General features: G+C 64.6%; 22 protein-coding genes. 12 read left to right on the forward strand and 10 right to left on the reverse strand.

The genetic code is table 11. From position 1 onward, the window contains the following. The 6 genes from BM059_RS09760 to BM059_RS09785 all read right to left on the reverse strand — a co-directional run bounded on the left by BM059_RS09760 (nt 1) and on the right by BM059_RS09785 (nt 7,932). On the reverse strand, nt 1-2,898 hold the full coding sequence (locus BM059_RS09760; RefSeq protein WP_074938279.1) for a 2Fe-2S iron-sulfur cluster-binding protein: 2,898 nt from the start codon (nt 2,896-2,898) through the stop codon (nt 1-3). Continuing rightward, nucleotides 2,895-3,203 (reverse strand): sarcosine oxidase subunit delta, encoded by a 309-nt coding sequence (locus BM059_RS09765; protein WP_074938280.1) that lies wholly within the window; start codon nt 3,201-3,203, stop codon nt 2,895-2,897. The genes BM059_RS09760 and BM059_RS09765 overlap by 4 nt, the downstream gene beginning before the upstream one ends. Before the next feature lie 118 nt (nt 3,204-3,321). Continuing rightward, a complete protein-coding gene (locus tag BM059_RS09770; protein WP_074938282.1) occupies nt 3,322-4,560 on the reverse strand; it encodes an FAD-dependent oxidoreductase in 1,239 nt (412 codons plus the stop codon). Nucleotides 4,561-4,565: 5 nt separating this feature from the next. Next, nucleotides 4,566-5,441 (reverse strand): bifunctional methylenetetrahydrofolate dehydrogenase/methenyltetrahydrofolate cyclohydrolase FolD, encoded by an 876-nt coding sequence (gene folD / locus BM059_RS09775; protein WP_074938283.1) that lies wholly within the window; start codon nt 5,439-5,441, stop codon nt 4,566-4,568. After that, nucleotides 5,438-6,304: a formyltetrahydrofolate deformylase gene (gene purU / locus BM059_RS09780; protein WP_074938285.1), complete on the reverse strand. Its 867-nt coding sequence runs from the start codon at nt 6,302-6,304 to the stop codon at nt 5,438-5,440. Before purU ends, folD begins: the two co-directional genes overlap by 4 nt. A gap of 335 nt (nt 6,305-6,639) precedes the next feature. Then, the gene (locus BM059_RS09785) at nt 6,640-7,932 is read right to left on the reverse strand and encodes an NAD(P)/FAD-dependent oxidoreductase (protein WP_074938287.1); all 1,293 of its coding nucleotides are present in this window, start codon (nt 7,930-7,932) and stop codon (nt 6,640-6,642) included. 127 nt (nt 7,933-8,059) lie between these two features. Between BM059_RS09785 and BM059_RS25195 the strand changes: the two genes are divergently transcribed. After that, nucleotides 8,060-8,824 carry an IclR family transcriptional regulator gene (locus BM059_RS25195; protein WP_074938288.1) on the forward strand — a complete coding sequence of 255 codons (765 nt, stop codon included), beginning with the start codon at nt 8,060-8,062 and terminating at the stop codon, nt 8,822-8,824. A 12-nt stretch (nt 8,825-8,836) separates the two neighbouring features. On the opposite strand, the gene BM059_RS09795 is transcribed toward BM059_RS25195, so the two are convergent. Continuing rightward, nucleotides 8,837-9,469, reverse strand: coding sequence for a TetR/AcrR family transcriptional regulator (locus BM059_RS09795; RefSeq protein WP_074938290.1), 633 nt, complete (start codon nt 9,467-9,469; stop codon nt 8,837-8,839). A 119-nt stretch (nt 9,470-9,588) separates the two neighbouring features. Between BM059_RS09795 and BM059_RS09800 the strand changes: the two genes are divergently transcribed. From BM059_RS09800 to BM059_RS09820, 5 genes are read left to right on the forward strand one after another with little or no spacing between them, the layout of a single operon-like run. Continuing rightward, the gene (locus BM059_RS09800; protein WP_074938291.1) at nt 9,589-10,425 is read left to right on the forward strand and encodes an enoyl-CoA hydratase-related protein; all 837 of its coding nucleotides are present in this window, start codon (nt 9,589-9,591) and stop codon (nt 10,423-10,425) included. 47 nt (nt 10,426-10,472) lie between these two features. Next, nucleotides 10,473-11,993: a phytoene desaturase family protein gene (locus tag BM059_RS09805; RefSeq protein WP_074938293.1), complete on the forward strand. Its 1,521-nt coding sequence runs from the start codon at nt 10,473-10,475 to the stop codon at nt 11,991-11,993. Next, complete coding sequence (locus BM059_RS09810; protein WP_074938294.1) at nt 11,986-13,149, forward strand: FAD-binding oxidoreductase; 1,164 nt, start codon at nt 11,986-11,988, stop codon at nt 13,147-13,149. Before BM059_RS09805 ends, BM059_RS09810 begins: the two co-directional genes overlap by 8 nt. A gap of 49 nt (nt 13,150-13,198) precedes the next feature. Continuing rightward, the gene (locus BM059_RS09815) at nt 13,199-14,869 is read left to right on the forward strand and encodes an AMP-binding protein (RefSeq protein ID WP_074938296.1); all 1,671 of its coding nucleotides are present in this window, start codon (nt 13,199-13,201) and stop codon (nt 14,867-14,869) included. A gap of 55 nt (nt 14,870-14,924) precedes the next feature. Next, nucleotides 14,925-16,052 (forward strand): YheT family hydrolase, encoded by a 1,128-nt coding sequence (locus BM059_RS09820; RefSeq protein ID WP_074938297.1) that lies wholly within the window; start codon nt 14,925-14,927, stop codon nt 16,050-16,052. On the opposite strand, the gene BM059_RS09825 is transcribed toward BM059_RS09820, so the two are convergent. Next, on the reverse strand, nt 16,036-17,007 hold the full coding sequence (locus BM059_RS09825; protein WP_074938299.1) for a GlxA family transcriptional regulator: 972 nt from the start codon (nt 17,005-17,007) through the stop codon (nt 16,036-16,038). The genes BM059_RS09820 and BM059_RS09825 overlap by 17 nt on opposite strands. 108 nt (nt 17,008-17,115) lie before the next feature. Here BM059_RS09825 and BM059_RS09830 point away from each other — a divergent pair, with 108 nt between their 5' ends. Further along, nucleotides 17,116-17,658, forward strand: a complete 543-nt coding sequence (locus tag BM059_RS09830; protein ID WP_074938300.1) for a thioesterase family protein — start codon at nt 17,116-17,118, stop codon at nt 17,656-17,658. A gap of 17 nt (nt 17,659-17,675) precedes the next feature. Here the strand turns inward: BM059_RS09830 and BM059_RS09835 are convergent, their stop codons facing one another. Continuing rightward, nucleotides 17,676-18,275, reverse strand: coding sequence for a helix-turn-helix domain-containing protein (locus tag BM059_RS09835; RefSeq protein WP_037003219.1), 600 nt, complete (start codon nt 18,273-18,275; stop codon nt 17,676-17,678). A 245-nt stretch (nt 18,276-18,520) separates the two neighbouring features. On the opposite strand from BM059_RS09835, the gene glnT reads away from it, so the two are divergent. The 4 genes from glnT to BM059_RS09855 all read left to right on the forward strand — a co-directional run bounded on the left by glnT (nt 18,521) and on the right by BM059_RS09855 (nt 23,032). After that, nucleotides 18,521-19,855: a type III glutamate--ammonia ligase gene (gene glnT / locus BM059_RS09840; RefSeq protein ID WP_074938302.1), complete on the forward strand. Its 1,335-nt coding sequence runs from the start codon at nt 18,521-18,523 to the stop codon at nt 19,853-19,855. Nucleotides 19,856-19,929: 74 nt separating this feature from the next. After that, nucleotides 19,930-20,832 (forward strand): class II glutamine amidotransferase, encoded by a 903-nt coding sequence (locus BM059_RS09845; protein WP_074938303.1) that lies wholly within the window; start codon nt 19,930-19,932, stop codon nt 20,830-20,832. Between the two features lie 160 nt (nt 20,833-20,992). Continuing rightward, nucleotides 20,993-21,676, forward strand: a complete 684-nt coding sequence (locus BM059_RS09850) for a GltB/FmdC/FwdC-like GXGXG domain-containing protein (RefSeq protein ID WP_074938305.1) — start codon at nt 20,993-20,995, stop codon at nt 21,674-21,676. Nucleotides 21,677-21,706: 30 nt separating this feature from the next. Next, entirely contained in the window at nt 21,707-23,032 is a 1,326-nt protein-coding gene (locus BM059_RS09855) for an FMN-binding glutamate synthase family protein (RefSeq protein WP_074938306.1), read from the forward strand. Between the two features lie 60 nt (nt 23,033-23,092). On the opposite strand, the gene BM059_RS09860 is transcribed toward BM059_RS09855, so the two are convergent. Continuing rightward, nucleotides 23,093-23,878, reverse strand: coding sequence for an IclR family transcriptional regulator (locus tag BM059_RS09860; protein WP_074938308.1), 786 nt, complete (start codon nt 23,876-23,878; stop codon nt 23,093-23,095). 246 nt (nt 23,879-24,124) lie between these two features. Between BM059_RS09860 and BM059_RS09865 the strand changes: the two genes are divergently transcribed. Then, nucleotides 24,125-25,486: an MFS transporter gene (locus tag BM059_RS09865; RefSeq protein ID WP_074938309.1), complete on the forward strand. Its 1,362-nt coding sequence runs from the start codon at nt 24,125-24,127 to the stop codon at nt 25,484-25,486. The last annotated feature ends 47 nt before the right edge of the window (nt 25,487-25,533 follow it).

Genomic DNA, 25,533 nt, shown 5'->3' on the forward strand with positions numbered 1-25,533 from the left:
TCACAGCTCCTGGCGTTGGCTTTCAGGGTCATAGAAGGGCAGTTGCACCACCGTGGCCTGCACCATCTCGCCGCCTTCGACGCGGATCGGCAGGCGCTGGCCTGGCGTGGCCTGGTCGGGCGCGCAATAGGCCAGGCCGATGATCTGGCCGAGGGTTTGCGAGTACTCGCAGGAGGTGACGTTGCCGCTGATGTCCGAGCCCTTGAGCACCAGATGGCCTTCCAGCGGCTGGCTGCTGCCCTTGGCCAGGGTGAAGCCGACCAGCTTGCGGATCGGCGCCTGCACTTCGAGAATTTCCACCGAGCGTTTGCCGACGAAGAACGGCTTGCTGCGGGCGATGGCCCAGCCCATGTCGATCTCGGCTGGGCTGGTCATGCCGTCGGTGTCCTGGCTGATGATCACGTGGCCCTTTTCCAGGCGCAGCAGGCGCTGCGTCTCGACGCCGAACGGGCGGATGTCGAACTCCCGGCCGGCTTCCATCAGCGCGTCCCACAGGGCTTCGCCGTAGCGCGCCGGGACGTGGATTTCGTAGCCCAGTTCACCGACAAAACCAACCCGCAGCAGGCGTGCGGGCATGCCGGCAACCGTGCCCAGGCGCACCGCCAGGTAGGGGAAACCCTCGGCGGACAGGTCAATATCGCTGCACAGTTTGGCCAGCACCTTGCGTGAGTCTGGCCCGGCCAGGTTGACCGCAGCCAGTGCGGCGGTGACGTTGGTGATATCGACGTTCAGGCGCCACTGCGCGTTCCACTTGAGCATCTGCTGGTAGACGCGGTCGACGCCGCTGGTGGTGGCGCTGACGTAGAAGTGTTCGTCGGCGAAGCGCGCGCAGACGCCGTCGTCGATCACCACACCGTGCTCGTTGGTCATCAGCGCATAGCGCGAACGGCCCACCGGCTGTTTGGCGAAGGCGAAGGTGTAGAGGCGGTTGAGCAGCTCGGCGGCGTCCGGGCCGCGCACGTCGAGGCCGCCCAGGGTGGACACGTCGATCAGGCCAACCTTCTCACGCACCTGGCGCGCCTCAGCCTGCATGCAGGCTTCGCGTTCTTCCGGCTTGCCGTAGTAGGCCGGGCGCTGCCAGATGCCGGCGGGCATCATCTTCGCCCCCAGCTCCAGATGGCGCGCGTGCATGGCGGTTTGCCGATACGGATCGAAGCCACGGCCGGCGACCTGCGCCAGGGTTTCCGGGCTGAACGGCGGGCGCGCGGTGGTCACCCCGGTTTCGCTGACGCTGCGGCCGGTGGCCTGGGCCACCAGGCGCGCGGTGGGCAGCGCCGAGTGGCGGCCCTGCGAGGTGCCCATGCCGACGGTGGAGAAGCGTTTGACCAGTTGCACGTCGCGGTAGCCGATGCGGGTGGCGTTGACGATGTCACGCACCTGCAGGTCTTCGTCGAAGTCGACGAAATCCTTGCCTTTCGGGTGCGGGAAGATCGGCCAGGGGAAGTTGACCCGTGGCTCGGCTGGCAGCTCGCGCAGTGGCTGACTGGCTTCCAGGCCGAGGGAGGCGAGTGCGCGCAGGGCGCCGTTGGCGGCATCGATGAGCAGCGCGTCGAGGGCGTTGCGGCCATTGACCGAACCGACCACCTGCAACCCGCTCGGCAGGCCGGACAGGCTGAAGCAGGCGCTGGCGTCGTCGTAGGCCAGCTTGCCGCCGGCCTGGCACAGCAACTGGTACACCGGCATGTAGCCGGCGGACATGCACAGCAGGTCGCAGCCGATGCGCAGGCTGCTGTCGGCCACCTTGCCCTGGCCGCTGATGCGGCGCACGTCGACGGCGTTCAGGTGCTTGTCGCCCAGCGCTTCGTAGACCGTGCTGCCGGCATGGCAGGCAACGCCACGGGTTTGCAGGGCGGTGACCAGATTGGCGTCATCGGCACGTTCGCGCATGTCCACCAGGGCGGCGACCTCGACACCGGCATCGAGCAGATCGAGGGCGGCCAGGTAGCCGTCGTCGTTGCCGGTCAGCACCACGGCGCGTTGACCCGGCTTGATCGCATAGAGCTTGATCAGGCGCTGCGCGGCGCTAGTCAGCAGCACGCCGGGCAGGTCGTTGTTGCGGAACACCACCGGCTGGTCGAAGGCGCCAGCGGCATTGATGCACTGGCGGGCGCGTACCTTGTACATCCGATTGCCCTGGATCACCGGCAGGTAGTGATCGGTGAACCAGGCGTTGCAGGTGGCTTCCTTGAGGATGCGGATATTGGCGTGGCCTTCGACGGCGGCCAACAGCTCGGCGCGCAGCTCGGCGGCACGTTTGCCTTCGACATCGAAGCGCGCCCAGGCCAGCGCGCCGCCCAGATAACTCTGCTGTTCGATCAGCAGCACCTTGGCCCCGGCGTTGGCAGCGGTCAGCGCCGCGCACAGGCCGGCTGGGCCGGCGCCGATCACCGCCAGGTCGGTGAAAAGGAAGGCCTTGTCGTGGTACTGCGGTTGCAGCTTGAGGTTGAGCACGCCGAGGCCGGCTTTCTTGCGGATCAGCGGTTCCCAGACCTTCCACATGCCCTTGGGCTTGTAGAACGAGCGGTAATAGAAGCCCACCGGCATGAACTTGGAGAAGTGCCCGAGCAGGGCGTCGCGATCCTTGTCCAGGCTGCCGTTGTAGTTCTGCGCGCTGACTTGCAGGCCGCCAGACAGCGGCTGCATATCGGCCAGCACGTTGGGTTCGTCCGGCAGTTGCACCAGGGTGTTGGCGTCCTGCCCGGCCATCGACAGCGGGCCGCGCGGGCGGTGGTACTTGAACGAGCGCGACAGCAGCCAGCGCTGGTTGGCCAACAGGGCGCTGGCGATGCTGTCGCCGGCCAGGCCCTGGTAGGTGGTGCCCTCGAAGTCGAAGCTGACGGGGCGGTTGCGGTCGATCAGCAGGCCCAGCGGGGCCGGCAGGCGGGTAGCGGCGCTCATGCGCTCACCTCCTGGGGTTTGGCGGGCGCGGCGAAGTCGACGCGGCGGTCGAACAGTTCCTTCGGGTCGAAGGTGCGCAGGATCTCGTCGCTGACGGTGTGGCGTTCGGCCAGGAACCAGTAGCTGGAGGCGTTGTGCATCCACCACTCGGTGACGACGCCGGCGATGTTCTCGCTGTTGAACACGTAGTCGGCCCATTCGGCGTCCGAGCAGGTGTTCGGGTCGGGCATGCGCTTGAGTTCGCCGCCGTAGGTGAATTCGTTGATGTTGCGAGGCCCGTTGAGCGGGCAGGGCATGATCTTCATGGGTTCAACTCCTTGACGAGCAAGGCCGAGGTAATGGGATCGTAGGAGCGAGCTCTGCTCGCGAATCCAACCGAGATGAAAGTTTCGCGAGCAGAGCTCGCTCCTACATAGGAATGCATCAGTGGCTCGCCGCCGTGGCGCCCATCTCGTTGACCTGGCGGAAGGTCGAGAAGCGCTCGAGGGCGAAGGGTTTGATCAGTGCCGGGGTCTTGCCGGTGGCGACCAGCTCGGCCATCGTCCAGCCGCAGATCGGCGTGGCCTTGAAGCCCCAGGTGCCCCAGCCGGCGTCGAGGTAGTAGTTGTCCAGCGGCGAGTGACCCATGATCGGGCTGTAGTCCGGGGTCATGTCGGTGCTGCCGGCCCACTGGCGCATCAACTTGGCGCCGGCCATGAAGGGGAACATCTCGATGGCTGCTGACAGCAGGCTTTCCTTCAGGTCCAGGGTCGAGCGCGTGTTGTACAGCGGGTAGGGATCGGAGCCGCCGCCGAAGACGATCTCGCCACGGCTGGTCTGCTGCACGTAGCAGTGCAGCGCCGAGGAGCTCACCAGCGGGTCGAGGAATGGCTTGAACGGCTGGGTGACCATGGCCTGCAGCGGGTAGGTGTGGATCGGCGCCTTGATGTTCAGCTTGTTCATCAGCAGCGAGCTGGCGCCGGCCACCGCCTGCACCACGCAACCGCAGCGCACGGTGCCACGGTTGGTCTTCACTGCCGTGACCTTGCCGTTCTCGACGACGAAATCCTGTACCTCGGTGAGCTGATGGATTTCCACGCCGCGCTTGGCCGCCTGCTTGGCGTAGCCCCAGGCCACGGCGTCGTGGCGCGCGGTGGCGCCGTCGATGTGCCAGAGGCCGGCGAGCACCGGGATATGGCCAGGGTCGAGGTTGAGGCTCGGCACCAGCTCGCGGATCTGCTGGCGGTCGATCATTTCGGTGCGGCCACCAAAATGCTTGTTGACCTCGGCGCGCTGGCGGAAGGCGCGCACCGTGGCGTCGGTGTGCGCCAGGGTGAGCTGGCCACGCTCGGAATACATGATGTTGAAGTCGAACTCGTTGGACAGATCCTTGAACATCCGCACCGACTCGGCATAGAAGCGCACGCCTTCGCTGGTGAGGTAGTTGGAGCGGATCACCGCCGTGTTGCGCGCGGTGTTGCCACCGCCGAGGTAGGATTTCTCCAGCACCGCGACGTTGGTCACGCCGTGGTACTTGGCCAGGTAATAGGCGGTGGCCAGGCCATGGCCGCCACCACCGATGATGACCACGTCATACGCCGGTTTGAGTTCCTTCGGCGCAGGCAGGTCGACCTCCACGGGGTATTCCGAGGACAGGCCGTACTTGAGCAGGGCAAGGGGCATTGCGGTTACTCCTGGGCCGTCAGGCCATGTTGCTGGCGGGCGGCGGTGACAGTGTTTTGCATCAGCAGGGCGATGGTCATCGGGCCGACGCCACCGGGCACCGGGGTGATGGCCGAGGCCACCGGCAGCACGGCGTCGAAGTCGACATCGCCGACCAGGCGCGAGCGGCCGTCCTCGTCGATGCGGTTGATACCGACGTCGATCACCACCGCGCCGGGTTTGATCCAGTTGGCGCCGATCATCTGTGGGCGACCAACGGCGGCGACCACGATGTCGGCCTGGCCGCAGAGCTTCTCCGGCTTGACGCTGCGCGAATGCAGCACGGTGACGCTGCAGTTGGCGGCCAGCAGCAGCGCCGCCATCGGCTTGCCGACGATGTTCGAGCGGCCGACCACCACGGAGTGTTTGCCGGACAGGTCGCCGAGGGTGTCGCGCAGCAGGCGCATGCAGCCGGCCGGGGTGCAGGGCGTGAGCACCGGGCGGCCCTGGCTGAGGCCGCCGACGTTCTCGCTGTGAAAACCGTCGACGTCCTTGGCCGGGTCGATGGCCTGCAGCACGCGGGTTTCATCGATATGCGCCGGCAGCGGCAGTTGCACCAGGATGCCGTTGACCGATGCGTCGGCATTGAGCGCGGCCACCACTTCCAGCACGGCTTCGGCGCTGGCGTCGGCACTCAGGCGATATTCCAGCGAGCGGATGCCCACTTCGCCCGCGCGCAGCACCTTGTTGCGCACGTAGACCTGGCTGGCCGGGTCATCGCCGACCAGCACCACAGCCAGCGCCGGCTCGATGCCTTTGGTCTTGAGCACGGCCACGTCGGCGGCAACCTCGGCGAGTACGCGCGCAGCGGCGGCCTTGCCGTCGATCAACGTGGCGCTCATCGGAAGATCACCGTCTTGTCGTGGTTGAGGAACACGCGGTGTTCGAGGTGGTACTTGACCGCCTTGGACAGGGCCACCGTTTCGGTATCGCGACCCACTGCAACCAGCGCGTCGGGGGTGTAGTTGTGATCCACGCGCTGCACTTCCTGCTCGATGATCGGGCCTTCGTCGAGATCCGAGGTGACGTAGTGGGCGGTGGCGCCGATCAGCTTCACGCCGCGCTCATAGGCCTGGTGATAGGGCTTGGCGCCCTTGAAGCCGGGCAGGAACGAGTGGTGGATGTTGATGGCGCGGCCGGACAGTTGCTTGCACAGGTCGTCGGAGAGGATCTGCATGTAGCGCGCCAGCACCACCAGGTCGGTCTTGGTCTCGTCGACGATCTTCAACAGTTCGGCTTCCTGCTGGGCCTTGCTGTCCTTGGTCACCGGCAGGTAGATGAAGCGGATGCCCTCGCGCTCGGCCATCGGCCGCAGGTCGAGGTGGTTGGAGACGATGGCGGTGATCTTCATCTGCAGCTCGCCCTTCTGGTGGCGATAGAGCAGGTCGGCCAGGCAATGGTCATACTTGCTGACCATCAGCAGCACGCGCATCGGCTCGGTGGTGTCGTGCAGTTCCCAGGTCATCTCGAAGCGTTCGGCGACATCGACGAAACCGTCCTGGATCTGCTGGATTTCACCGGCGAAACCAGCGTTGAAACGGAAAACCGCGCGCATGAAGAAAGAGCCGCTGACCTCGTCATCGAACTGCGCCATTTCGCTGATGTAGCAACCATGGTCGGCAAGGAAGGACGTTACGGCGGCGACGATGCCGGATGTGGCCGGGCAACTGATCTTGATCACGAACGGGTGCTTGGCGTGCTGCATGGCGAATCCTCTGCTGGGGTCGGCGGCAGGAAAATCTTCATGGATAAAAGTGGTGTTCGTCTGTGAAGAAAAATTACTGTGACGAATCTATTTTTCGTGTTGGTGATTTTTATAAGTGAATGAAGTAGGCATGTCCATGCTTGTAAGGAATTTTTTTATCCTGAGGGGAAATAAAAGACAGATGGCAGTGATGCTCCTATTCGCGACGGAATCCAGAGCGGCCTGCATGCAAATGACGTGGAGGCACGAGCCCGTAGGGTGCGCCGTGCGCACCGGGGGAGAACGCTGTAGTTAGGCGGTGCGCGCAGCCGTATGCAGGTGCTGCATGCGCCTGATTACAAACGTGAGTAGGCGAACGGGGCGGGATTGACCAGCGGCGTGCTGCCATCTATCAGGTCCGCCAGCAGGTGGCCGGCGCCAGGCGCGATGCCGAAGCCGTGGCCGGAGTAACCGGTGGAAAGGAACAACCCGGGTAGCGTCTCGACCGGGCTGATCACTGGAATGGCATCCGGGGTGACATCCATCACCCCGGCCCAGCTCTGCTCGACGCGGAGTTGGCGGAAGAAGGGGAAGGCTGCCGCCAGGGCCTGGCGCGCCTCGGCGAGGATGGCTGGGGAGGGCTGCGGGTCGAGCACCCGGCAGCGTTCGAAGGGGCTTTCAGCATCCATCTCCCAGTGGCGTGGCTGGCGTAATTCGTCGAGAAAACGACCGTCCAGACGCAGGCGCACTTCGCGAAACTGCTGGCTCAGCGCCGGCAGGAAATCACTCAGGTAACGGAAACTGTCCGGCGTGATCGGTGCCAGGTTGCCGCTGCGCTGGGCGATGGTGTAGCCGCCGTCTGCGCGTTTGCGGAAGGCATAGCGGCTGGCACCCACGGCCAGCTCCGGGCCACCGGCCATCGGTGCGGTGCGCAGCACCGAGGCCACTACCTTCAGTTGCGGCAGGCGCAGGCCGAGATTGGCGCAGAACAGCGTCGACCAGGCGCCGCCCGCCAGCACCACGCTGCTACAGCGCAGACGGCCACGTTCGCTGTACAGACCGGTGACCTTGCCCGCCGCGATATCCAGGCCGCGCACCGCACAGCCCGTGACGATGCGCGCGCCCAGGCGTTGTGCAGCGCGGGCGATCACGGCATTGGCGCGGTGCGGCTCGGCGCGGCCATCGCTGGGTGTATGCAGTGCGCCGCTCCAGCTTGCAGCGGCGCCTTCGGGCATCACCCGCAGCAACTCTTTGCCTTCCAGCAGCCGCGCGTGTACGCCATGGGCGTTGGCCGCCTGCAGCCAATCGGCCTGCTGTTGCAACTGGCGTGGGTTTTCGCAGGCATAAAGCACGCCGCTACGGCGAAACCCCAGGTCTTCGCCAAGGTGCGTCTGCCAGGCGTCCCACAGATGCAGGCTGGCCATGGCTAGGGGGATTTCGGCCAGGTCGCGGCCCATGCTGCGGCACCAGCCCCAGTTGCGCGAAGATTGCTCTGCACCCACCAGGCCCTTTTCCAGCAGAGTCACGGCGATGCCTCGACGGGCCAGCCAATAAGCCGTGCTGACACCGATGATGCCGCCGCCAATGATCGCCACCTCGGTGCTCTCGGGCAGCTTGTCGCTGGCCACCTGTTCGATCTGCGGGTACATGCATTCTCTCCGGGGTAGGGTGCGTCATGCGCACCGAAGGAAGGTGCAGCGAGCATGCCCTGGCCGACAGGGCGTGCAATTTGCATCGCGCTGGCCGACCTTCCTTTATCAGCATGTGAGAAATTTCATGAGTGGCACCCAGAGCCTGGAGCGGGCGTTCCTGCTGTTGCGCGTCATCGCCACTGCCAGTCAGCGAGGTGCCAGCCTGGACGAGTTGCGCCTGGCGGCCGGTTGTTCGCAGGCCACCGCCTACCGCCTGCTGCAGTACCTGCGCCGTCAGGGTTTCGTGCGCGGCGCGCTGCAGCGCGGGCGCTATGTGCTCGGCTACGAACTGTTCGCTCTTGGCGCCCAGGCCGGCAACGCCAGCGCTCTGCGCGAACGGGCGCGGCCGGTGCTGCTGCGTCTGGCGCAGCGTTTCGGTGACAGCTTCTTTCTGCTGGTGGCGGACGGACACCAGGTGCTGTGCCTGGACATGCTGGCCGGCACACTGCCGGTGCAGAGCTACAGCGGCGCGGTGGGTGGGCGCATCCCCATGGGTGTCGGCCAGGCCTCGCAGGTGCTGCTGGCCTGGCTCGGACGTAGCGAACGCAATGGAATCCTCGCCCACAACGCCGCGACCCTACGCCTGGACTACGGCCTGGAGGTGCAGCGCATCACCGCCAGCCTGCCTAGCGTCAAACGCCTAGGCTACGCCAGCGGCCTAGTCGACAAACGCTTGCCGGGCTACACCGGCCTGGCGGTGCCGATTCTCGATGGCGATGGTCAGCCGCTCGGTGCTCTCAGTTGCGCACTGGCGCGGCCGCGCATGAGCGACGCTCGGCGTGAGGCACTGGCGCAGGCCATGAAGGAAGAGGTGCAGCGGCTGCTGAGCGCATTGAACAAACCAGAATGAGCGTTACACCAATCAGCGCTCGGCAGCACCCGTGCCGCATGCCTTGAACAGGTGCTCGAAGCCTTGCAGGGTGGTGTCGACGAAACGGGCATCGGTGGTCGAGGCGGGAAAGTGCAGCACGCCGTGGATGACGAGCGACGCCAGGCCATGGGTGTAAGACCAGGCCGCCAGCGCAGCGCGGCGGCCTTCGGCGCTCGCAGCGTCCTGGCCGAGGATGTCGGCCATGATGCGTTTCAGCTCATCAAAGGCCTCGTCGCGGGCCTCGCGGTACTGCAGCGGCATGTCGTCGCTGGCCGACTCCGGGCCGAACATCAGTTGATAGAGTGCCGGGTTATTGCGGGCGAAGCTGAAGTAGGCGAGGCAAGCATCGCGTAGTTTCTGCAAACCAGCGCCTTCCTGATCCTCGAGGCGCAGTGCCGTGCCCAGCTCGCGGAAACCCTGAGCTGCCAGGTGGCCGATCAGTTCTGCGCGGCTGGCGTAGTGGTGATAGGCAGCCGTGGAGCTGACGCCAACACGTTCAGACACCGCGCGCAGTGACAGCTTGGTCGGCCCCACTTCCTCGAGCATTTCCCGCGCGGCGCTGAGCAGTTGGGGGGCAAGGTTGCCGACATGGTAGGTGTCGCGGGCTCGTGGTGTGTTGCTCATGTGCGATGGGCCTTGGCTGCAGTGAGTGTGAGGCTCTCGGATCTTATCATTGAGTAGTATCTTGACGGTGATAAGATTCGATCTTAGCATCGCTAACATTCCCTGCATGAGGCCTGCCCATGACTCACCACTACGAATGTTTTGCCCTCAGCATCGAGAACGGCGTTGCCCACCTGCAACTCAATCGCCCGGACAAGGCCAACAGCCTCACGCGGGCCTTCTGGAGCGAGTTGCCGGAGGCCGTCAGCCGCCTGAGTCATTCGGGCCAAGTACGAGCACTGGTGATTTCGGCGCAGGGCAAGGTGTTCTGTGGCGGCCTGGACATGCAGATGTTCTCCACTGCCAAGGAATTCCACGCGACCTCGCCGCAGGAGCGCGAGGTGCTGCAGGTCAACCTGGAGCGCATGCAGGACGCGCTGAACGCGCTGGAGCGGGCGCGCTTTCCGGTGATCGCGGCAGTGCAGGGTGCCTGCATCGGTGGTGGCTTCGATCTGATCGCCGCCTGTGATCTGGTTTTTGCCTCGCAGGCGGCGAGCTTCCGCATCGAGGAAACCAACGTCGGCATGATGGCTGATCTAGGCATCCTGCAGCGTCTGCCGCGCCTGATTCCAGCCGGTGTCGCTCGCTACCTGGCGCTGACTGGAGACACCCTGCAGGTCGACGAAGCCCATCGTCTGGGGCTGCTGGCCAAGGTCTTCGTCACGCCCGAGGAATTGCTGGCCGGCGCCTTTGCCGCCGCGCATGAAATTGCCGAGCGCCCGCCGATCGCCATCAATGGCATCAAGCGCGCCATGCTCTATAGCCGTGACCACGGCGTTTACGAATCCCTGCAACACACCGTGCTGCTACAGAGTTCCATCCTCAGCGGCCAGGACATCCTGCGCTCGGTCGGTGCGCGCAAGAGCGGCACGCCAGCGGAATTCGCCGACCTGATCGAGCTGCAGGACACTTTCTGAGACCTTTTTTTAACCAAATCTTATCGTTGATAAGTTTGAGGTGAACGATGAAGCATTACGACGCCGTGGTGATCGGTGCCGGCAACGCCGGGCTGACCGCAGCCACTGCACTGCAACGGGGCGGCAGTCGCACCCTGCTGGTGGAGCGGCACAATATTCCGGGTGGCTGCGCGACCTCGTTCGTGCGCGGCAACTTCGAGTTCGAGGTGGCGCTGCATCAGCTCAGCGGCCTGGGCACCGAGGACAAGCCCTTCGTGATGCGCAAGTTCTTCGACAAGCTGGGGGTGATGGACAAGGTCGAGTTCATTCAGGAGCACGCGCTGTATCGCCTGGTCGTGCCCGGTGAACTGGACGTCACGCTGCCGGCCAGTTGGTCGGGCATCCGCCGCCTGCTGCAGGCGATGTATCCGACTGAAAGCGAGGCCATCGAGCGCTTCATGCTGGTTTGCGAGAAGGTCACCCTGGAAAGCTTCATGACCTTGCCGCAGGCCGCCCGCGCCAATAGCGAGGCGATGCTCAGGTCGATGTGCCCGTACTACGTGCAGTACGGCTTCCGCCCGGCACGCGAGGTGCTCGACGAGTTCTTCAGTGACGCCAAGTTGAAGAACATCCTCGCCACCTACTGGCTCTACCTCGGCGTGTCGCCGAACATGCTGCCGTTCGCCGACCTGGCCACCATGCTCTACGCCTATGCGGTGTTCAAACCCTGGCACATCAAGGGCGGCTCGCAGGCCATGTCGACCGCGCTGGTGGAATCGTTCCTCGAAGCCGGTGGCGAGGTGCGCTTCAACTGCGGCGTGGAGACCATCCACACCGAAGGCGGGCGCGTCAGTGGCGTCAGCCTGGAAGGCGGCGAGCGGGTCGCCTGCGACGCTGTGGTGTCCAACGCCAGCCCGCTGATCACCTTCAACGAGCTGCTCGACCTCGACCGCCCGCCCTTGAAGATCCAGCAGGACTTCAAGTCGCGGCGCATGGGCACCTCGGCCTTCGTCATCTACCTGGGCCTGGACTGCACGCCGCAGGAACTGGGCGTGACCACGGCGTCGAGCTTCATCTATGAGACCCTCGACGAGGAGGCGATCCACGCGAGCATGGGCAGCCTGGAAGCGCCGCTCGGCGGCATGCTCACCTGCTACAACCTGGAAGACCCGAGCGCCGCACCGGCCGGCAAGAGCCAGGTGGTTCTGGTCTGCCTGCAATACGGCGATGTGTGGAAATCGGTGAAACCCGAGGATTACGCGCAAACCAAGTACGCCTTCGCCGAGAAGCTCATCGCGCTGATCGAGCAGGTCTACCCCAAGGTGCGCCAGTACATCGAAGAAGTGGAGGTGGCCACGCCGCTGACCATGATGCGCTACCTCAACACGCCCGGCGGCGCCATCTACGGCTTCCAGCAGAGCGCGCAGGATTCGGCGCTGCTGCGCGAGCGCCTGGATGCCGTGCCGGGCCTGTACATGGCCGGTTCCTGGACGTCCATGGGCGGCTTCCAGCCGACCTACATGGCCGGCGAATCCACCGCCCGCGCCGTGCTCAAGCAAATCAAGGTGAAGGAGGTGGCCAATGTCTGAGCACAATGCATTGAACCTGATTGCCGGCTACAGCGAGGCGTTCGCCGCCAAGCTGGCGCTGGAGCAAAGCGGCAGCGACTTCCAGGAAGTGCGCGGCGAGGTGGCCAGCAGCGTGGTGCAACTGCACCCCAAGCGCCTGGCGCTGCAGGTCGCCGAGATCATCGAAGACACGCCGAGCACCAAGACCCTGCGCCTGGTGGCGGTCGACGGCCAGGCGCTGCCGCCGTTCCAGGCCGGCCAGTACATCAACCTGTTCGTCGAAATCGACGGGGTGAGAACAGCGCGGCCCTACGCCATGTCGTCTTCACCTCTGCAACGCATGCACTACGACCTGACGGTCAAACGCGCCCAGGGCGGTTTCGTCTCCAACTACCTGCTCGACCGCGTGAGCGTCGGCCAGCACCTGAGCAGCTCGGGGCCGATGGGCACCTTCCATCACAACCCGCTGTTCCATGGCGACGACCTGGTGTTCCTCGCTGGTGGCTCGGGTTCGGCACCGGCGCGCAGCATCCTGCTCAATATCCTCGAACGCGAGCTGCCGCAGCGCTTTCACATGATCTACGTGAACAGCCATGTCGACGACGTGATCTATGCCAATGAGCTGCGCGAGCTGGCTGCGCAGCACGAGAACTTCACCCTGAGCGAAGTCATCTCGCGGCCGCCTGCGGGCTACACCGGGCGCAGTGGTCGCCTGAGCCGCGCGATGCTGCAGGAGCTGCTGGGCGAGATCGGCGACAAGATGTTCTACATCTGCGGCCCGACGCCGTTCAACGACAGCTGCGTGGCGCTGCTCGGCGAGCTGGGCGTTGCCCGCCGGCGCATCCGCGTCGAGGCCAACGGCGCGCCGAAGACGCCGCACCAGCAGGCCGGTTGGCCGGCAGGCGTGAGCATGGAAGATGAGGTGACCATCACCGTGCAGGGGCGCGGCAGCTTCCGCAGCACGGTCGGCGAGCCGCTGCTCAATGCCCTGGAACGCAACGGCTACTTCGTCGAGAACGCCTGCCGTTCCGGCGAATGCAGCCTGTGCCGGGTCAAGTTGACGTCCGGCGAGGTTTTCAACCCGCAGGAGGCACACCTGCGCAAATCCGACCGTGATTTCGGCTGGATCTATTCCTGCGTGGCCTTCCCCATTGGGAATATAGAAGTGCTGCTCTGAGCGGGCACGCGACGCTCCAGCCTCAATAACAAGAACCAGGAGAATGACGATGACCGCCCAATCCCGCCGCTGGGAAAAACACTATCCAACGCACCTGCATGGTTACCGCATCGACGCCGAATCATTGGCCGGCAACCTGGCCGATTGCGCCGGGGCAAATGCCCGGCGCTTCGGCGATGCACCGGCCTTTACCCAGGTGCTGCCCAACGGCTTGCAGGCCGAGCTTTCCTTCGCCGAAATCGAACGGCTGTCCAACGCTTTCGCCGCCTACCTGATGCATGAACAGGGTTTGCCGGCAGGCGCGGTGGTGGCCCTGCAATTGCCCAACAGCCTGCATTACCCCATTGCGGTGCTGGGGGCGTGGAAGGCCGGGTTGATCGTCACCAACGTCAACCCGCTTTACACCGAGCGTGAGCTCGACGGACAACTGCTCGATAGCGGTGCCAAACTGCTGGTGGCCTGCGACCTGTTCGTCAAACGCGCGCAGCAAGTGATCGAGCAGCGCGGTGTGTCGCTGCTGTTGACCAGCCTCGGCGATTTCTTTCCCGCGCCGGTGGGACAGGCGATCCAGCAGAGCCTGGAGGAACAGACCGGCGACGACCTGACGCCACAGATCGCCTTCCAGCGTTTCAGCGAGGCGCTGAGCATCGGCGCAGAGCTGCCACTGTCGCGGCGCGATCACCCGGTCGCCCTGTACCAGTACACCGGCGGCACCACGGGGCGGAGCAAGGGCGCGGTGCTGACCCATGCCAATCTCAAGGCCGTGCTGCGCATGGCCGAGGATTACCTCAGTGCCTTCGGCGCGCAGATCGAGCCGGGCGACATCATCCTCACCATCCCGCCGCTCTATCACATCTTCGCCTTCAACTTTAACTTCCTGCTGTTCTTCGGCCGCGGTGGACACAACCTGCTGGTGCCCAACCCGCGCCCGCTGGCCAACACCCGACCGGCATTCGAGAAATTCCCGGTGCGCTGGATGACCGGAGTGGACACCCTGTATGCCGGCCTGCTGGCCGAGCCCTGGTTCCAGGCCAACCCACCTGCGCTGAAGCTCGCGGTTTCCGGAGGCACCGCGTTGCGCCCGGTGACCGGCGAACGCTGGCGCGCGCTGGTTGGCCAGATTCTCGAAGGCTACGGCCTGACCGAGAGTTCCTGCTTCGTGGCCTTCAACCCGCCTGGTCCCAAGGAACGGCATGGCACCGTCGGCCTGCCGCTGCCCGGCCTCGACGTGCGCATCGCCGATGCCGATGGACAGGCCCTGGCCAGCGGCACGCCAGGCGAACTGCTGGTGCGCGGGCCGAACATCATCGAGCACTATCTGAACCGCCCTGATGAAACCCGCGAGGCCTTCGTCGACGGCTGGTTCCGCACCGGCGACATCGCGGTGATGGACGAAGACGGCTACATCCGCATCGTCGACCGCAAGAAGGACATGGTGCTGGTCTCCGGTTTCAACGTGTACCCCAACGAGGTCGAGGCGGTGATCGCCGAGCATCCGGATGTTATGGAGGTGGCCGTGATCGGCATGCCGGACGAAATCACGGGCGAAGCGGTATGTGCCTTCGTTGCGTTGCATCGCCCCGGTCTGGATAGCGAGACCATCATTCATCACTGCCGCCAGCGGCTGACCGCCTACAAGGTGCCCAAGCGCATCGAGTTCCGCGAGCAGCTGCCCAAGTCGCCCATCGGCAAGATACTCAGGGCGCACTTGCGCACCTGACCCTTGCCAGCCGGCTACCCTACGCAGCCGGCTTTTCACCTGTTCAAGGACGCCTATGTCGCTCTGGATCATCATCGTTGCCGTGCTCGCCATCGGGCTCGCTTGCCACTACCTGCGCACTGCAGCGCTCAGGCCGCAATTGAGCTATCAGGACAATCCGGAGAACCGGCAACTGCTCGCTCAGGTGTCGCGCCTGAGTCGGCGCTTCTGGGTGACCCCCTGGCTGTTCAATAGCCACCTGCAGTTGCTCGGCCTGGGGCTGACGAAGGCTTTCTGCAGACGCCTGCGCTACGACCGCGTGGACACCCTGCGCATGGCCGATGGCGGCACCACGGCGCTGCACTGGCTGGGCGCCGATCAGCCCGGCGAGGTGCCGACGCTGGTGGTGCTGCACACCATCACCGGCTCGCCACGCAGCATGCGCGCCTTCATGCGTGACCTGCAGCGGCTTACCGGGTGGCGCGTAGTCTTGTGCCAGCGGCGCGGCCATGGCGAACTGGCGCTGACCAGCGCACGCTTCAACACCATGGGCGACACCGAGGATCTTCGCGAGCAACTGCGCCTGATCACCGAGCGCTATCCACAGTCGCCCCTGTACGCCGCAGGTATTTCGGCCGGCACCGGCCTGCTGATCCGCTACCTCGGCGAGCAGGGTGAGGATACGCCGCTGCGCGGCGCGTTCGCCTATTGCCCGGGCTACGACATCAGTGTCGCCTTCGCCCGCTCGCGCGCGCCCTTCACCCGGTTGATGGCGCGCAAGCTGGTGCGCCAGTTCGTCACCCCAAACCGTGAAACCCTGGCTCATCTACCGAGCTTCGCGGCGCTGGAAGGTGCGCAAAGCCTCGATGAATTCCACCAGCATCTGTACGAATGCGCGGGTTACTCCAGCCACCAGGCTTTTCTTGAAAACTGCAACCCGATATCGGTGATGAAGAAGGTGAGCATTCCACTGCTGGTGCTCAACGCCGAGGACGACCCGGTATGCGTGCTGGACAACGTGCAGGATCACCAACAGGCCATGGCAAGCATGCCGCGCACGATATTGGCGGTCACCGCGCGTGGCAGCCATTGCGCCTACCTGGCAGGCTTCACCGCGCGCCCCTGGGCGCATCACCTGGCGGCCGAGTTTCTCCAGGCTCTGCACGCGGAACGGGCAGGGCGCTCGCTCACGTCCCCGGTGTGACGCGCGGGAAGCGCTTGCGGAAGGCGGCCGGCGAGATACCGACCCGCTGGCAGAACAAGCGGCGGAAGGAGTTGCTGTCCTCGTAGCCCACCCGGCTGGTGATCGTCTCGATGCTCAGGCGGGTGGTTTCCAGCAATTCCTTGGCCTTCTCCAGGCGCAAGGCCTGCAGGTAGGCCAGCGGTGCCTGGCCGGTTGCATCCTTGAAGCGGCGCTTGAAGTTGCGCTCGCCGAAGCCGAAGCGCGTGGCCAACTCGTCGATGCCGCAGGGCTCGGTGAAGTGCGCTTCCATCCAGTCCTGCACGCGCAGGATCGCTTCGTCGCCATGGCCACGGGGCATCGACCAACTGATGTAGACGGACTGCTCGCTGCGCACGTTGTCGATCAGCAGGTAGCGGCTGCATTGCTGCGCCAGTTCGCGCGAGGCGAAGCGACGAATCAGGTGCAGCAGCAGATCCATCGCCGCACTTGCACCGGCGCTGGTAATCAGCCGGCCGTCTTCGCAGAGGATGCGCCGCTCGTCCACACGAACCCTGGGGTAGCGGCGCCGCAACAGGTCGGCGAAGGCCCAGTGGGTGGTCGCCTCGATATCGTCGAGCAGGCCTGCCTCGGCCAGCATGAAGGTGGCGGTGCACATCGAGGCCACGACCGCCCCCTGTGCATGCTGATGGCGCAGCCAGCCGGCATGACGCTCGAACCCTGGCAGCGCCTCGCGCAGGCTGAACAGAAAGCCGGGGATCAGTACCAGGTCGGTTTTTTCCACCGCGTCCAGCGGCATGTCCACCGGCATGCTGCGGCCCAGGGCGCTGGTCACCGGTTGCCCGTCCAGCGACGCCACACTGAGGCGGAAGGGCGGCGCGGCTGGAAGGGCGAAGCGATTGGCTGCGTCCAGCACTTCCAGGGCCATGGCGGCGCTGGCCAGTGAGCTGTGTTCGGCCAGCAGCAGGGTGATGTGCATGGGGACTCCATTGCGTAATCGGCATGGTATTGGTCATTTCTGCACCTACCTTAGCGCAAGCTCGCTGCTTAGAGTGCGGCCCTCGTCATTCAAACAGGTGTTCGTCGTATGAACCTATGGTTTCGTCTTCTGCTGATGTTGCTGCGCAGACCCTGGCGCAAGTCGGTGCCAGGACTAGCCACCACCGTGGTGCGCATGCGGGTCTGGCCGCTGGATCTGGACTTCAACCGGCACGTCACCAATGGTCGTTATTTCACCCTGGCCGATGTCGGGCGCATGGATTACGTGCTGCGCACCGGCGCCTTTCGCGTCGCCCTGCGCCACCGCGCGTTGCCCATCGTCGGTGATGTGTGTGGCAAGTTCCGCCGTGAGCTAAAGCTGTTCGAGCGCTTCGAGATTCACACGCGCATGCTCGGCTGGGACGACAAGTGGAGCTTCGTCGAGCACTGTTTCGTCAAGGATCAGCGGGTCATCGCCGTGGTGGTCATGCGCGGGCTGTTCCGTGGCCCGAAGGGCAATGTGGCGCCCGCCGAATTCGCCCGTGAGCTGGGCCTGGACGAGCAGTCACCGGCGTTGTCCGACTGGCTGCAGCAGTGGTCGGCCAGTTGCGACGGCCTTAGCCTGCAACTGCGGGATATAGAGCGAGCGTAAGCGCTGGCGCTTGGCGATCAATCCGCGCCGTAGTTCATGATCGACAGCAGCTTGATCGGCACCTTCACCAGTTTTTCCGGGCCATGCGGTACTTCGCCGTCGAAGGTCAGGCTGTCGCCTGCCTGCATCGGGTATAGCTGGTTGCCGTGGCGATAGATCAGCTCGCCTTCGAGCAGGTGGAGGAACTCGGTGCCGGGGTGGGCGAAGGTGGGGAACTCCTCGCTGGCGTCGTCCATGCTCACCATATAGGCCTCGAAGCTCTTCTTCGGCCCACGGGTGTGGTTGAGCAGGCGGTAGGTGTGGCCCTTGTCGGTGCCGCGACGCACCACCTCCAATCCTTCACCCTCTTTTACCAGCAGGGCGCTGCCACCTTGCTGGTCGTACTGGCTGAACAGCTTGGACATGGGCATGCCCAGTACATCGCAGAGACGGCTCAGGGTGTCGAGGCTGGTGGACACCTGGGCGTTCTCGATCTTGCTCAGCATGCCCTGGCTGATGCCGGCGATGCGCGCCACATCGGCGATCTTCAGCTCCTGCGCCTGGCGCTGGCGGCGAATCTGCATGCCCAGGTATTGCTCGAGCTTGAGGCGGGGCGGGATTTCCGTGGAAGTCGTCATGCGTGCTTTTATCTTCTTGTGAATAAAAAATTCGCACTGAGAATGTGCAGGCTGCCTTTCTTCGGTGCATTTTCACGGTTTTAATTTCCTCCTATGAAAGCATCTTTCCTTCACGGATAGAAGAATGACGGGCTTTCAGGGGATTTCGAACAGGTAGGGGGAGGTTGGCAAGCTGCTTGCATTTCTTTTGGGGAAATTAAAATTCCCCAGCGGAATAATGGCGACGCCACCGGAGGCCCCCAACCATGTTGCCCAGCGAAACCCAGAAAATCATCGACCAGCACGGCATCAAGTATGTGTTGGCCCAGTTCGTCGACATCCACGGTGCGGCCAAGACCAAGTCGGTGCCGGTTTCGGGCCTCAAGGCCGTGGCCGAGGAGGGCGCCGGCTTCGCCGGGTTCGCCATCTGGGGCATGGGCATGGAGCCGCACGGCCCAGACTTCATGGCGCGTGGCGATCTTGCAACGCTGATCCCGGTACCCTGGCAGCCAGGCTATGGCCGCGTGGTCTGCGTCGGCCACGTCAATGGCGAGCCGCACCCTTACGACACCCGCTATGTGTTGCAGCAGCAGGTGCAGCGCCTGACGGATCGGGGCTGGACCCTGAACACCGGTCTGGAGCCAGAGTTCAGCCTGTTCCGCCGTGACGCCGAGGGCAAGCTGGTGCCGGTGGATGCCAGCGACAAGCTGGAGAAGCCTTGCTACGACTACAAGGGGCTGTCGCGCTCGCGCGCATTCCTGGAAAAACTCACCGAGGCGCTGCAGCCGGTCGGCTTCGACATCTACCAGATCGATCACGAGGACGCCTGCGGCCAGTTCGAGATCAACTACACCTACAGCGATGCCATGGAATCGGCGGATCGCTTCACCTTCTTCCGCATGGCCGCCGGCGAGATCGCCAACGATCTGGGCATGATCTGCTCGTTCATGCCCAAGCCGGACCCGCGCCGCGCTGGCAACGGCATGCACTTCCACCTGTCGATCGGCAATGGCACCAGCAAAAACCTGTTCCATGACGCCAGTGACCCGAGCGGCATGGGCCTGTCCAAGCTGGCTTATCACTTCCTCGGCGGCCTGCTGGCTCACGGCCCGGCACTGTGCGCCTTCGCCGCGCCGACGGTGAACTCCTACAAGCGCCTGGTCGTTGGTCGTTCGCTGTCCGGCGCGACCTGGGCGCCGGCCTTCATCGCCTACGGCGACAACAATCGCTCGGCGATGCTGCGCATTCCCTACGGGCGCATTGAGTTCCGCCTACCGGACGCCGGCTGCAACCCGTACTTGGTCACTGCCGCGATCATCGCCGCCGGTCTCGACGGCATCGACCGCCAGCTCGATCCGGGCAAGGCCTGCAACGAGAACCTCTACAAGCTCAGCCTGGAGGAAATCGCCGCACGCGGCATCGACACCCTGCCGCAATCGCTCAAGGAAGCCTGTGATGCGCTGGAGGCCGACCCGCTGTTCCGCGAGGTGCTCGGCGCCGAGATCGTCGACGAATTCCTCAAGCTCAAGCGCATGGAGTGGGTCGAGTACAGCCGCCACGTCTCCGACTGGGAAATCGAGCGTTACACCGAATTCTTCTAGCCGAACGCCCGCCCGCGCGGGCACACGCCAACGCCCCGAACAAGCCTCCCAAAGGGAGGTGATGAGGACTTTTTATGTGTGGAATCGTAGGTCTGTACCTGAAGAACCCAGCGCTGGAGAACCAGCTCGGCGCGCTCTTCGAACCCATGTTGCTGGCCATGACCGACCGTGGCCCGGACAGCGCCGGCTTCGCCATCTACGGCGACGAAGTGAAGGACGGCTGGATCAAGCTGACCCTGCAGAGCACTGCAGCCGGCTATGACTTCAAGGCCCTGATGGGCGAGCTGGAAGGGCGCCTGGGCTGCTCGCTGGACTGGTTCCAGAACGCCAGTGCCGCCGTACTCAAGACCAATGCCGATGAGGCGGCGGTGCGTGCCGTGATCGCCGAACTGGCGCCAGCCGTGCGCGTGATGAGCGTCGGCCAGAGCATCGAGATCCTCAAGGGCATGGGCCTGCCGAAGGAAATCTCCGAGCGCTTCTCGCTGGCCAAGATGAAGGGTAGCCACATCATCGGCCACACCCGCATGGCCACCGAGAGCGCGGTGACCATGGAAGGCAGCCACCCATTCTCCACCGGCCAGGACCTGTGCCTGGTGCACAACGGCTCGCTGTCCAACCACTTCCGTCTGCGCCAGGAACTGCGCCGTCACGGCATCGAGTTCGAAACCGAGAACGACACCGAGGTCGCCGCCGGCTACCTGACCTGGCGCCTGCGCCAGGGCGATTCGCTCAAGGAAGCGCTCGACCATTCGCTGGAGGATCTCGATGGCTTCTTCACCTTCGCCATCGGCACTCGCGACGGCTTCGCGGTGATCCGCGACCCGATTGCCTGCAAGCCGGCGATCCTCGCCGAGACCGACGACTACGTGGCCATGGCCTCGGAATACCAGGCGCTGTCGACCCTGCCGGGCATCGACAAGGCCAAGGTGTGGGAGCCGGAGCCGGCGACCATGTACATCTGGGAACGCAGCGCTTGAGTCGCTCCAGGCCTACTGCGCACACCGATTGCTGCGTCAGATCCTCGCGATCCGCTCGCCGTACTACTCGTACTGTCTCGCGGCTCGCTGCGGTTCTTCCTTGCCCTCGGCGCGCTCGCGACGGCCTGAATTCGACTCTCTACTTTTTGGAGACACGAACATGAAAACCATCGACCTTTCCAGCGCCACCGTGCGCGACCTGAACCAGGCTCTGCATGACCAGACCAAGACCCTCACCGAGCGCGAGTGGATGGTGAGCAATCCGGGCGGCAAGCACAACCTCGCCGTGGGCCTGAACGAAGCGCTGAGCGTGGAGATCGACGGCCACGCCGGCTACTACTGCGCCGGCATGAACCAGAAAGCCAGCGTCACCATCCACGGCAACGTCGGCGTCGGCGTCGCCGAGAACATGATGAGCGGCATGGTGCGCATCAAGGGCAGCGCCTCGCAGGCGGCCGGCGCGACCGCCCATGGCGGCCTGCTGGTGATCGAAGGCGACGCCGGCGCGCGTTGCGGCATCTCGATGAAGGGTGTCGACATCGTAGTCGGCGGCAGCATTGGCCACATGAGCTGCTTTATGGGCCAGGCCGGGCGCCTGGTGGTGTGCGGCGATGCCGGCGACGCGCTGGGCGATTCGCTCTACGAGACGCGCATCTACATCAAGGGCACGGTCAAGTCGCTGGGCTCGGATTGCATCGAGAAGGACATGCGCCCCGAGCACCTGGAAGAACTGGCCGAACTGCTCAACCGCGCCGGTTTCGACGAAGATCCGGCCAGCTTCAAGCGTTACGGCTCGGCTCGCCAGCTGTACAACTTCAAGGTCGACAACGCCTCGGCGTACTGATCGCGCACCCTGCCCGAAGAGGAATTTGCAATGAGCGAAAAAATCACCCCGGTGCTGCGCGAGTCCGCCACCTTCGACCGCCTGTCCATCCAGGAAATCCAGCGTGCCGCCGAGACCGGCATCTATGACATCCGTGGCGGCGGCACCAAACGCAAGCTGCCGCACTTCGACGACCTGCTGCTGCTCGGCGCCTCCATGTCGCGCTACCCGCTGGAAGGCTACCGCGAGAAATGCGGCACCGACGTGGTGCTGGGCAACCGCTTCGCCAAGAAACCGATCCACCTGAAGATCCCGGTAACCATCGCCGGCATGAGTTTCGGCGCACTGTCGGCCCAGGCCAAGGAAGCCCTCGGGCGTGGCGCCACCATCGCCGGCACCAGCACCACCACGGGTGACGGCGGCATGACTCCGGAAGAGCGCGGCCAGTCGCAGCACCTGGTCTACCAGTACCTGCCATCACGCTACGGCATGAACCCGGACGACCTGCGCAAGGCCGACGCCATCGAGATCGTCCTCGGCCAGGGCGCCAAGCCGGGCGGCGGCGGCATGCTGCTGGGCATGAAGGTCACCGAGCGCGTCGCCGGCATGCGTACCCTGCCGATTGGCGTCGACCAGCGCAGCGCCTGCCGTCACCCGGACTGGACGGGCCCGGACGACCTGGCGATCAAGATTGCCGAGATTCGTGAGATCACCGACTGGGAAAAACCCATCTACGTCAAGATCGGTGCCAGCCGTCCGTACTACGACGTCAAGCTGGCGGTGAAGGCCGGTGCCGACGTGATCGTCCTCGACGGTATGCAGGGCGGCACCGCCGCGACCCAGGAAGTGTTCATCGAGCACGTAGGCATCCCGATTCTCTCGGCCATCCCGCAAGCCGTGCAGGCCCTGCAGGAGATGGATATGCACCGCAAGGTGCAACTGATCGTCTCTGGCGGCATTCGTACCGGCGCCGACGTGGCCAAGGCTATGGCCATGGGCGCCGATGCGGTGGCCATCGGCACCGCTGCGCTGATCGCCCTCGGTGACAACCACCCGCGTCTGGACGAGGAGCTGAAGAAGATCGACTCGGCTGCTGGCTACTACGACGACTGGCAGAACGGCCGCGACCCGGCCGGCATCACCACCCAGGATCCGGAGTTGTCCAAGCGCCTCGACCCGGTCGCCGCCGGCCGCCGCCTGGCCAACTACCTGCGCGTGCTGGTGCTGGAGGCGCAGACCATGGCCCGTGCTTGCGGCAAGTCGCACCTGCACAACCTCGACCCCGAGGATCTGGTCGCGCTGACCGTGGAAGCCGCCGCCATGGCCCGCGTACCGCTGGCCGGCACCAACTGGGTACCGGGACAGCTGCAATACTGAGCCCAGCAGCGCAAATGAAAGGGCCGCAACGCTAAGTGTTGTGGCCCTTTTTCATTTGCCTCAGCGGGTATTGAACGCGGGCGAGACCAGGCTCAGAGCAGCCAGGCGTTTGGCGCAATCCTGCAGCCGCGGGGTGATCGCCTCGATCTTCTCGGCGGTCATCCTGGCCGACGGGCCGGCTGCGCTGACGGTGCCGATGGGCCGGCCGTCGTCCACGTGGCGAATGACCACGGCCACGGCGCTGGTGCCGGGCTCGTAGACATCGTGCACCACGCCGTAGCCGCGCTTGTGCGTCTGGTCGATGCGATCCAGTAGCTCGCGCAAGCTCTTCGGGGCATTGGGGCCCATGTGCTGCGCGCGGTCCATGCCTTGCTCGGCGATCAGTTCCAGCGCGCGCTCTTCGCTTTCGGCGGCCATCCAGGCCAGGCCGTTGGCGGTCGCCGGCAGGTAGACATCGGAGCCGGCATCGGGGTCGTAGCGCAATCCGGTGCGCGCACCCTGGGCCTTGGCCACCCAGATCAGGTGGTTACCCTCGATCACGGCCATGCGGATCAGCTCCCCGGTTTCCTGGGCCAGCTCGTCCAGCAGAGGCTGCGTGGCATCGGTAATGCCGCTCGCGGCGAGGTAGGTGAGGCCGAGCGATGCGAGCTTCACCGTCAGCAGGTAGTGCGTGGTCGCCGCGTTCTGCTTCACGTAGCCCATGTCCTTGAGTTCATTGAGCAGGCGATGCGTCGCGGTGCGCGGGATGTCCAGGCGGTCGGCGATTTCGGACATGGGCAGCCCACCGACGTGTTTCACCAGCAGCTCGAGAATGGACAGGGCGCGGTCACGAACGGATGTGGACATCAGGGGGCGGCTCCAGAAGCAGGAAAGCCCTCATTCTAGGACGCTATGGAATGGCAATCCAATTGAATGCGGCCAGATAGATGGATCTATTCTGGTTTTATTTTCCACTTGGAATGCTATTCCAAAAATGTAATATTGAGTGGCCGCCGACAAATCGGGGCCATGGCTCCCTGGATTCGGCGCCACTGCCTTGGCCTTGCCGGAAAGGGCCTGAGACATAAACACAACAACAATCGGAGCCACTCCATGAAACCCTCCAGTCAACTGGACATCCAGACGTTCCTGGACTCACGGCCTTTCGGCCACTTCCAGTGGAAGATCCTCCTGCTGTGCCTGACCGTACTGATCCTCGATGGCTTCGACGTGGTGGCGATGGGCTTCATCGCGCCCTCGCTGATCGCCGACTGGAACATCCCACGCGAAGAGCTGGGCATCGTGATGAGCATGGGCCTGTTCGGCCTGGCCATCGGCGCACTGATGGGCGGGCCGCTGGCTGACCGCTTCGGTCGGCGCAAGGTGATCATCGTCTCGATCTTCTTCTTCGGCTTCATGAGCCTGATTTCGGCCTGGTCGCCGAATGTCGAGATCCTTTCCCTGCTGCGCTTCCTCACCGGCCTTGGCCTGGGCGCATCTCAGCCCAACGCGGCGACGCTGGCGTCGGAATATGCGCCGAAGAAATACCGCTCGCTGATGGTCACGGTGGTCTACTGCGGCTTCACTCTCGGCGCCGCTGGTGGTGGTTTCCTGGCCAACGGGCTGATCCCAAGCCATGGCTGGGAGTCGATCCTGGTGGTCGGCGGCGTGGTGCCGATCCTGTTCGCCGTGCTGCTGTGCTTCGTGCTGCCGGAGTCAGCCAAGTACATGGCGATGAAGCACCAGCATCGTGAAGAGCTGCAGCAGGTGGTCAACGCCATCGAACCGGGTACTGCCAATCAGGCCACCCAGTTCATCAGTCCGGAGCCGCAACGTGCCGGCAAGGGCACGATCAAGCTGATCCTCTCGCCGTCGCACCGGCTGATCACCCTGGCGCTGTGGGTCGGGCTGTTCATGAACCTGCTGACGGTCTACTTCCTCAACAGCTGGTTGCCGATCATCGTCAAGGACGACGGCTTCAGCCTGGCAGACGCAGCGCTGGTGGGCGCGATGATGCAGGTTGGTGGCACCCTCGGGAACATCGTCATCGGCTGGGAGATGGATCGCTTCAACCCGCACAAGGTGATGATCGGCACACTCATCGGTGGCGCCGTGCTGACGCTTTCGCTGGGCAACCTGTCGCCTGGTCTGTATGGCCTGATGGCGCTGGTCTTCATGCTGGGGTTCTGCATCAACGCGACCAATACAGGCTGGACAGCCATGGCCGCGACCTACTACCCGACCGCGATGCGCGCCACCGGCACCAGCTGGATGACCGGCATCGGCCGCTTCGGCGCCATCCTCGGTGCGTCCGTCGGTGCCGTGCTGCTGGGCCTGAAGTGGGATTTCAGCCACCTGTTCATGTTCCTCACCCTGCCCATCGGCATCGCCGTGGTCGCTGCCTACGTGAAAGGGCTGTATGACCGCAAACCGCAGGTCAGCGCCAACACGCTGAGCAAAGCTTCCCATTCCTGAGCATTCGCTTTCCATTTTCGGCCGGGGCATGCCCCGGCCCTCAGGCC

The sequence above is a fragment of the Ectopseudomonas composti genome (genome assembly GCF_900115475.1).
In the GTDB taxonomy this organism is placed as follows: domain Bacteria; phylum Pseudomonadota; class Gammaproteobacteria; order Pseudomonadales; family Pseudomonadaceae; genus Aquipseudomonas; species Aquipseudomonas composti.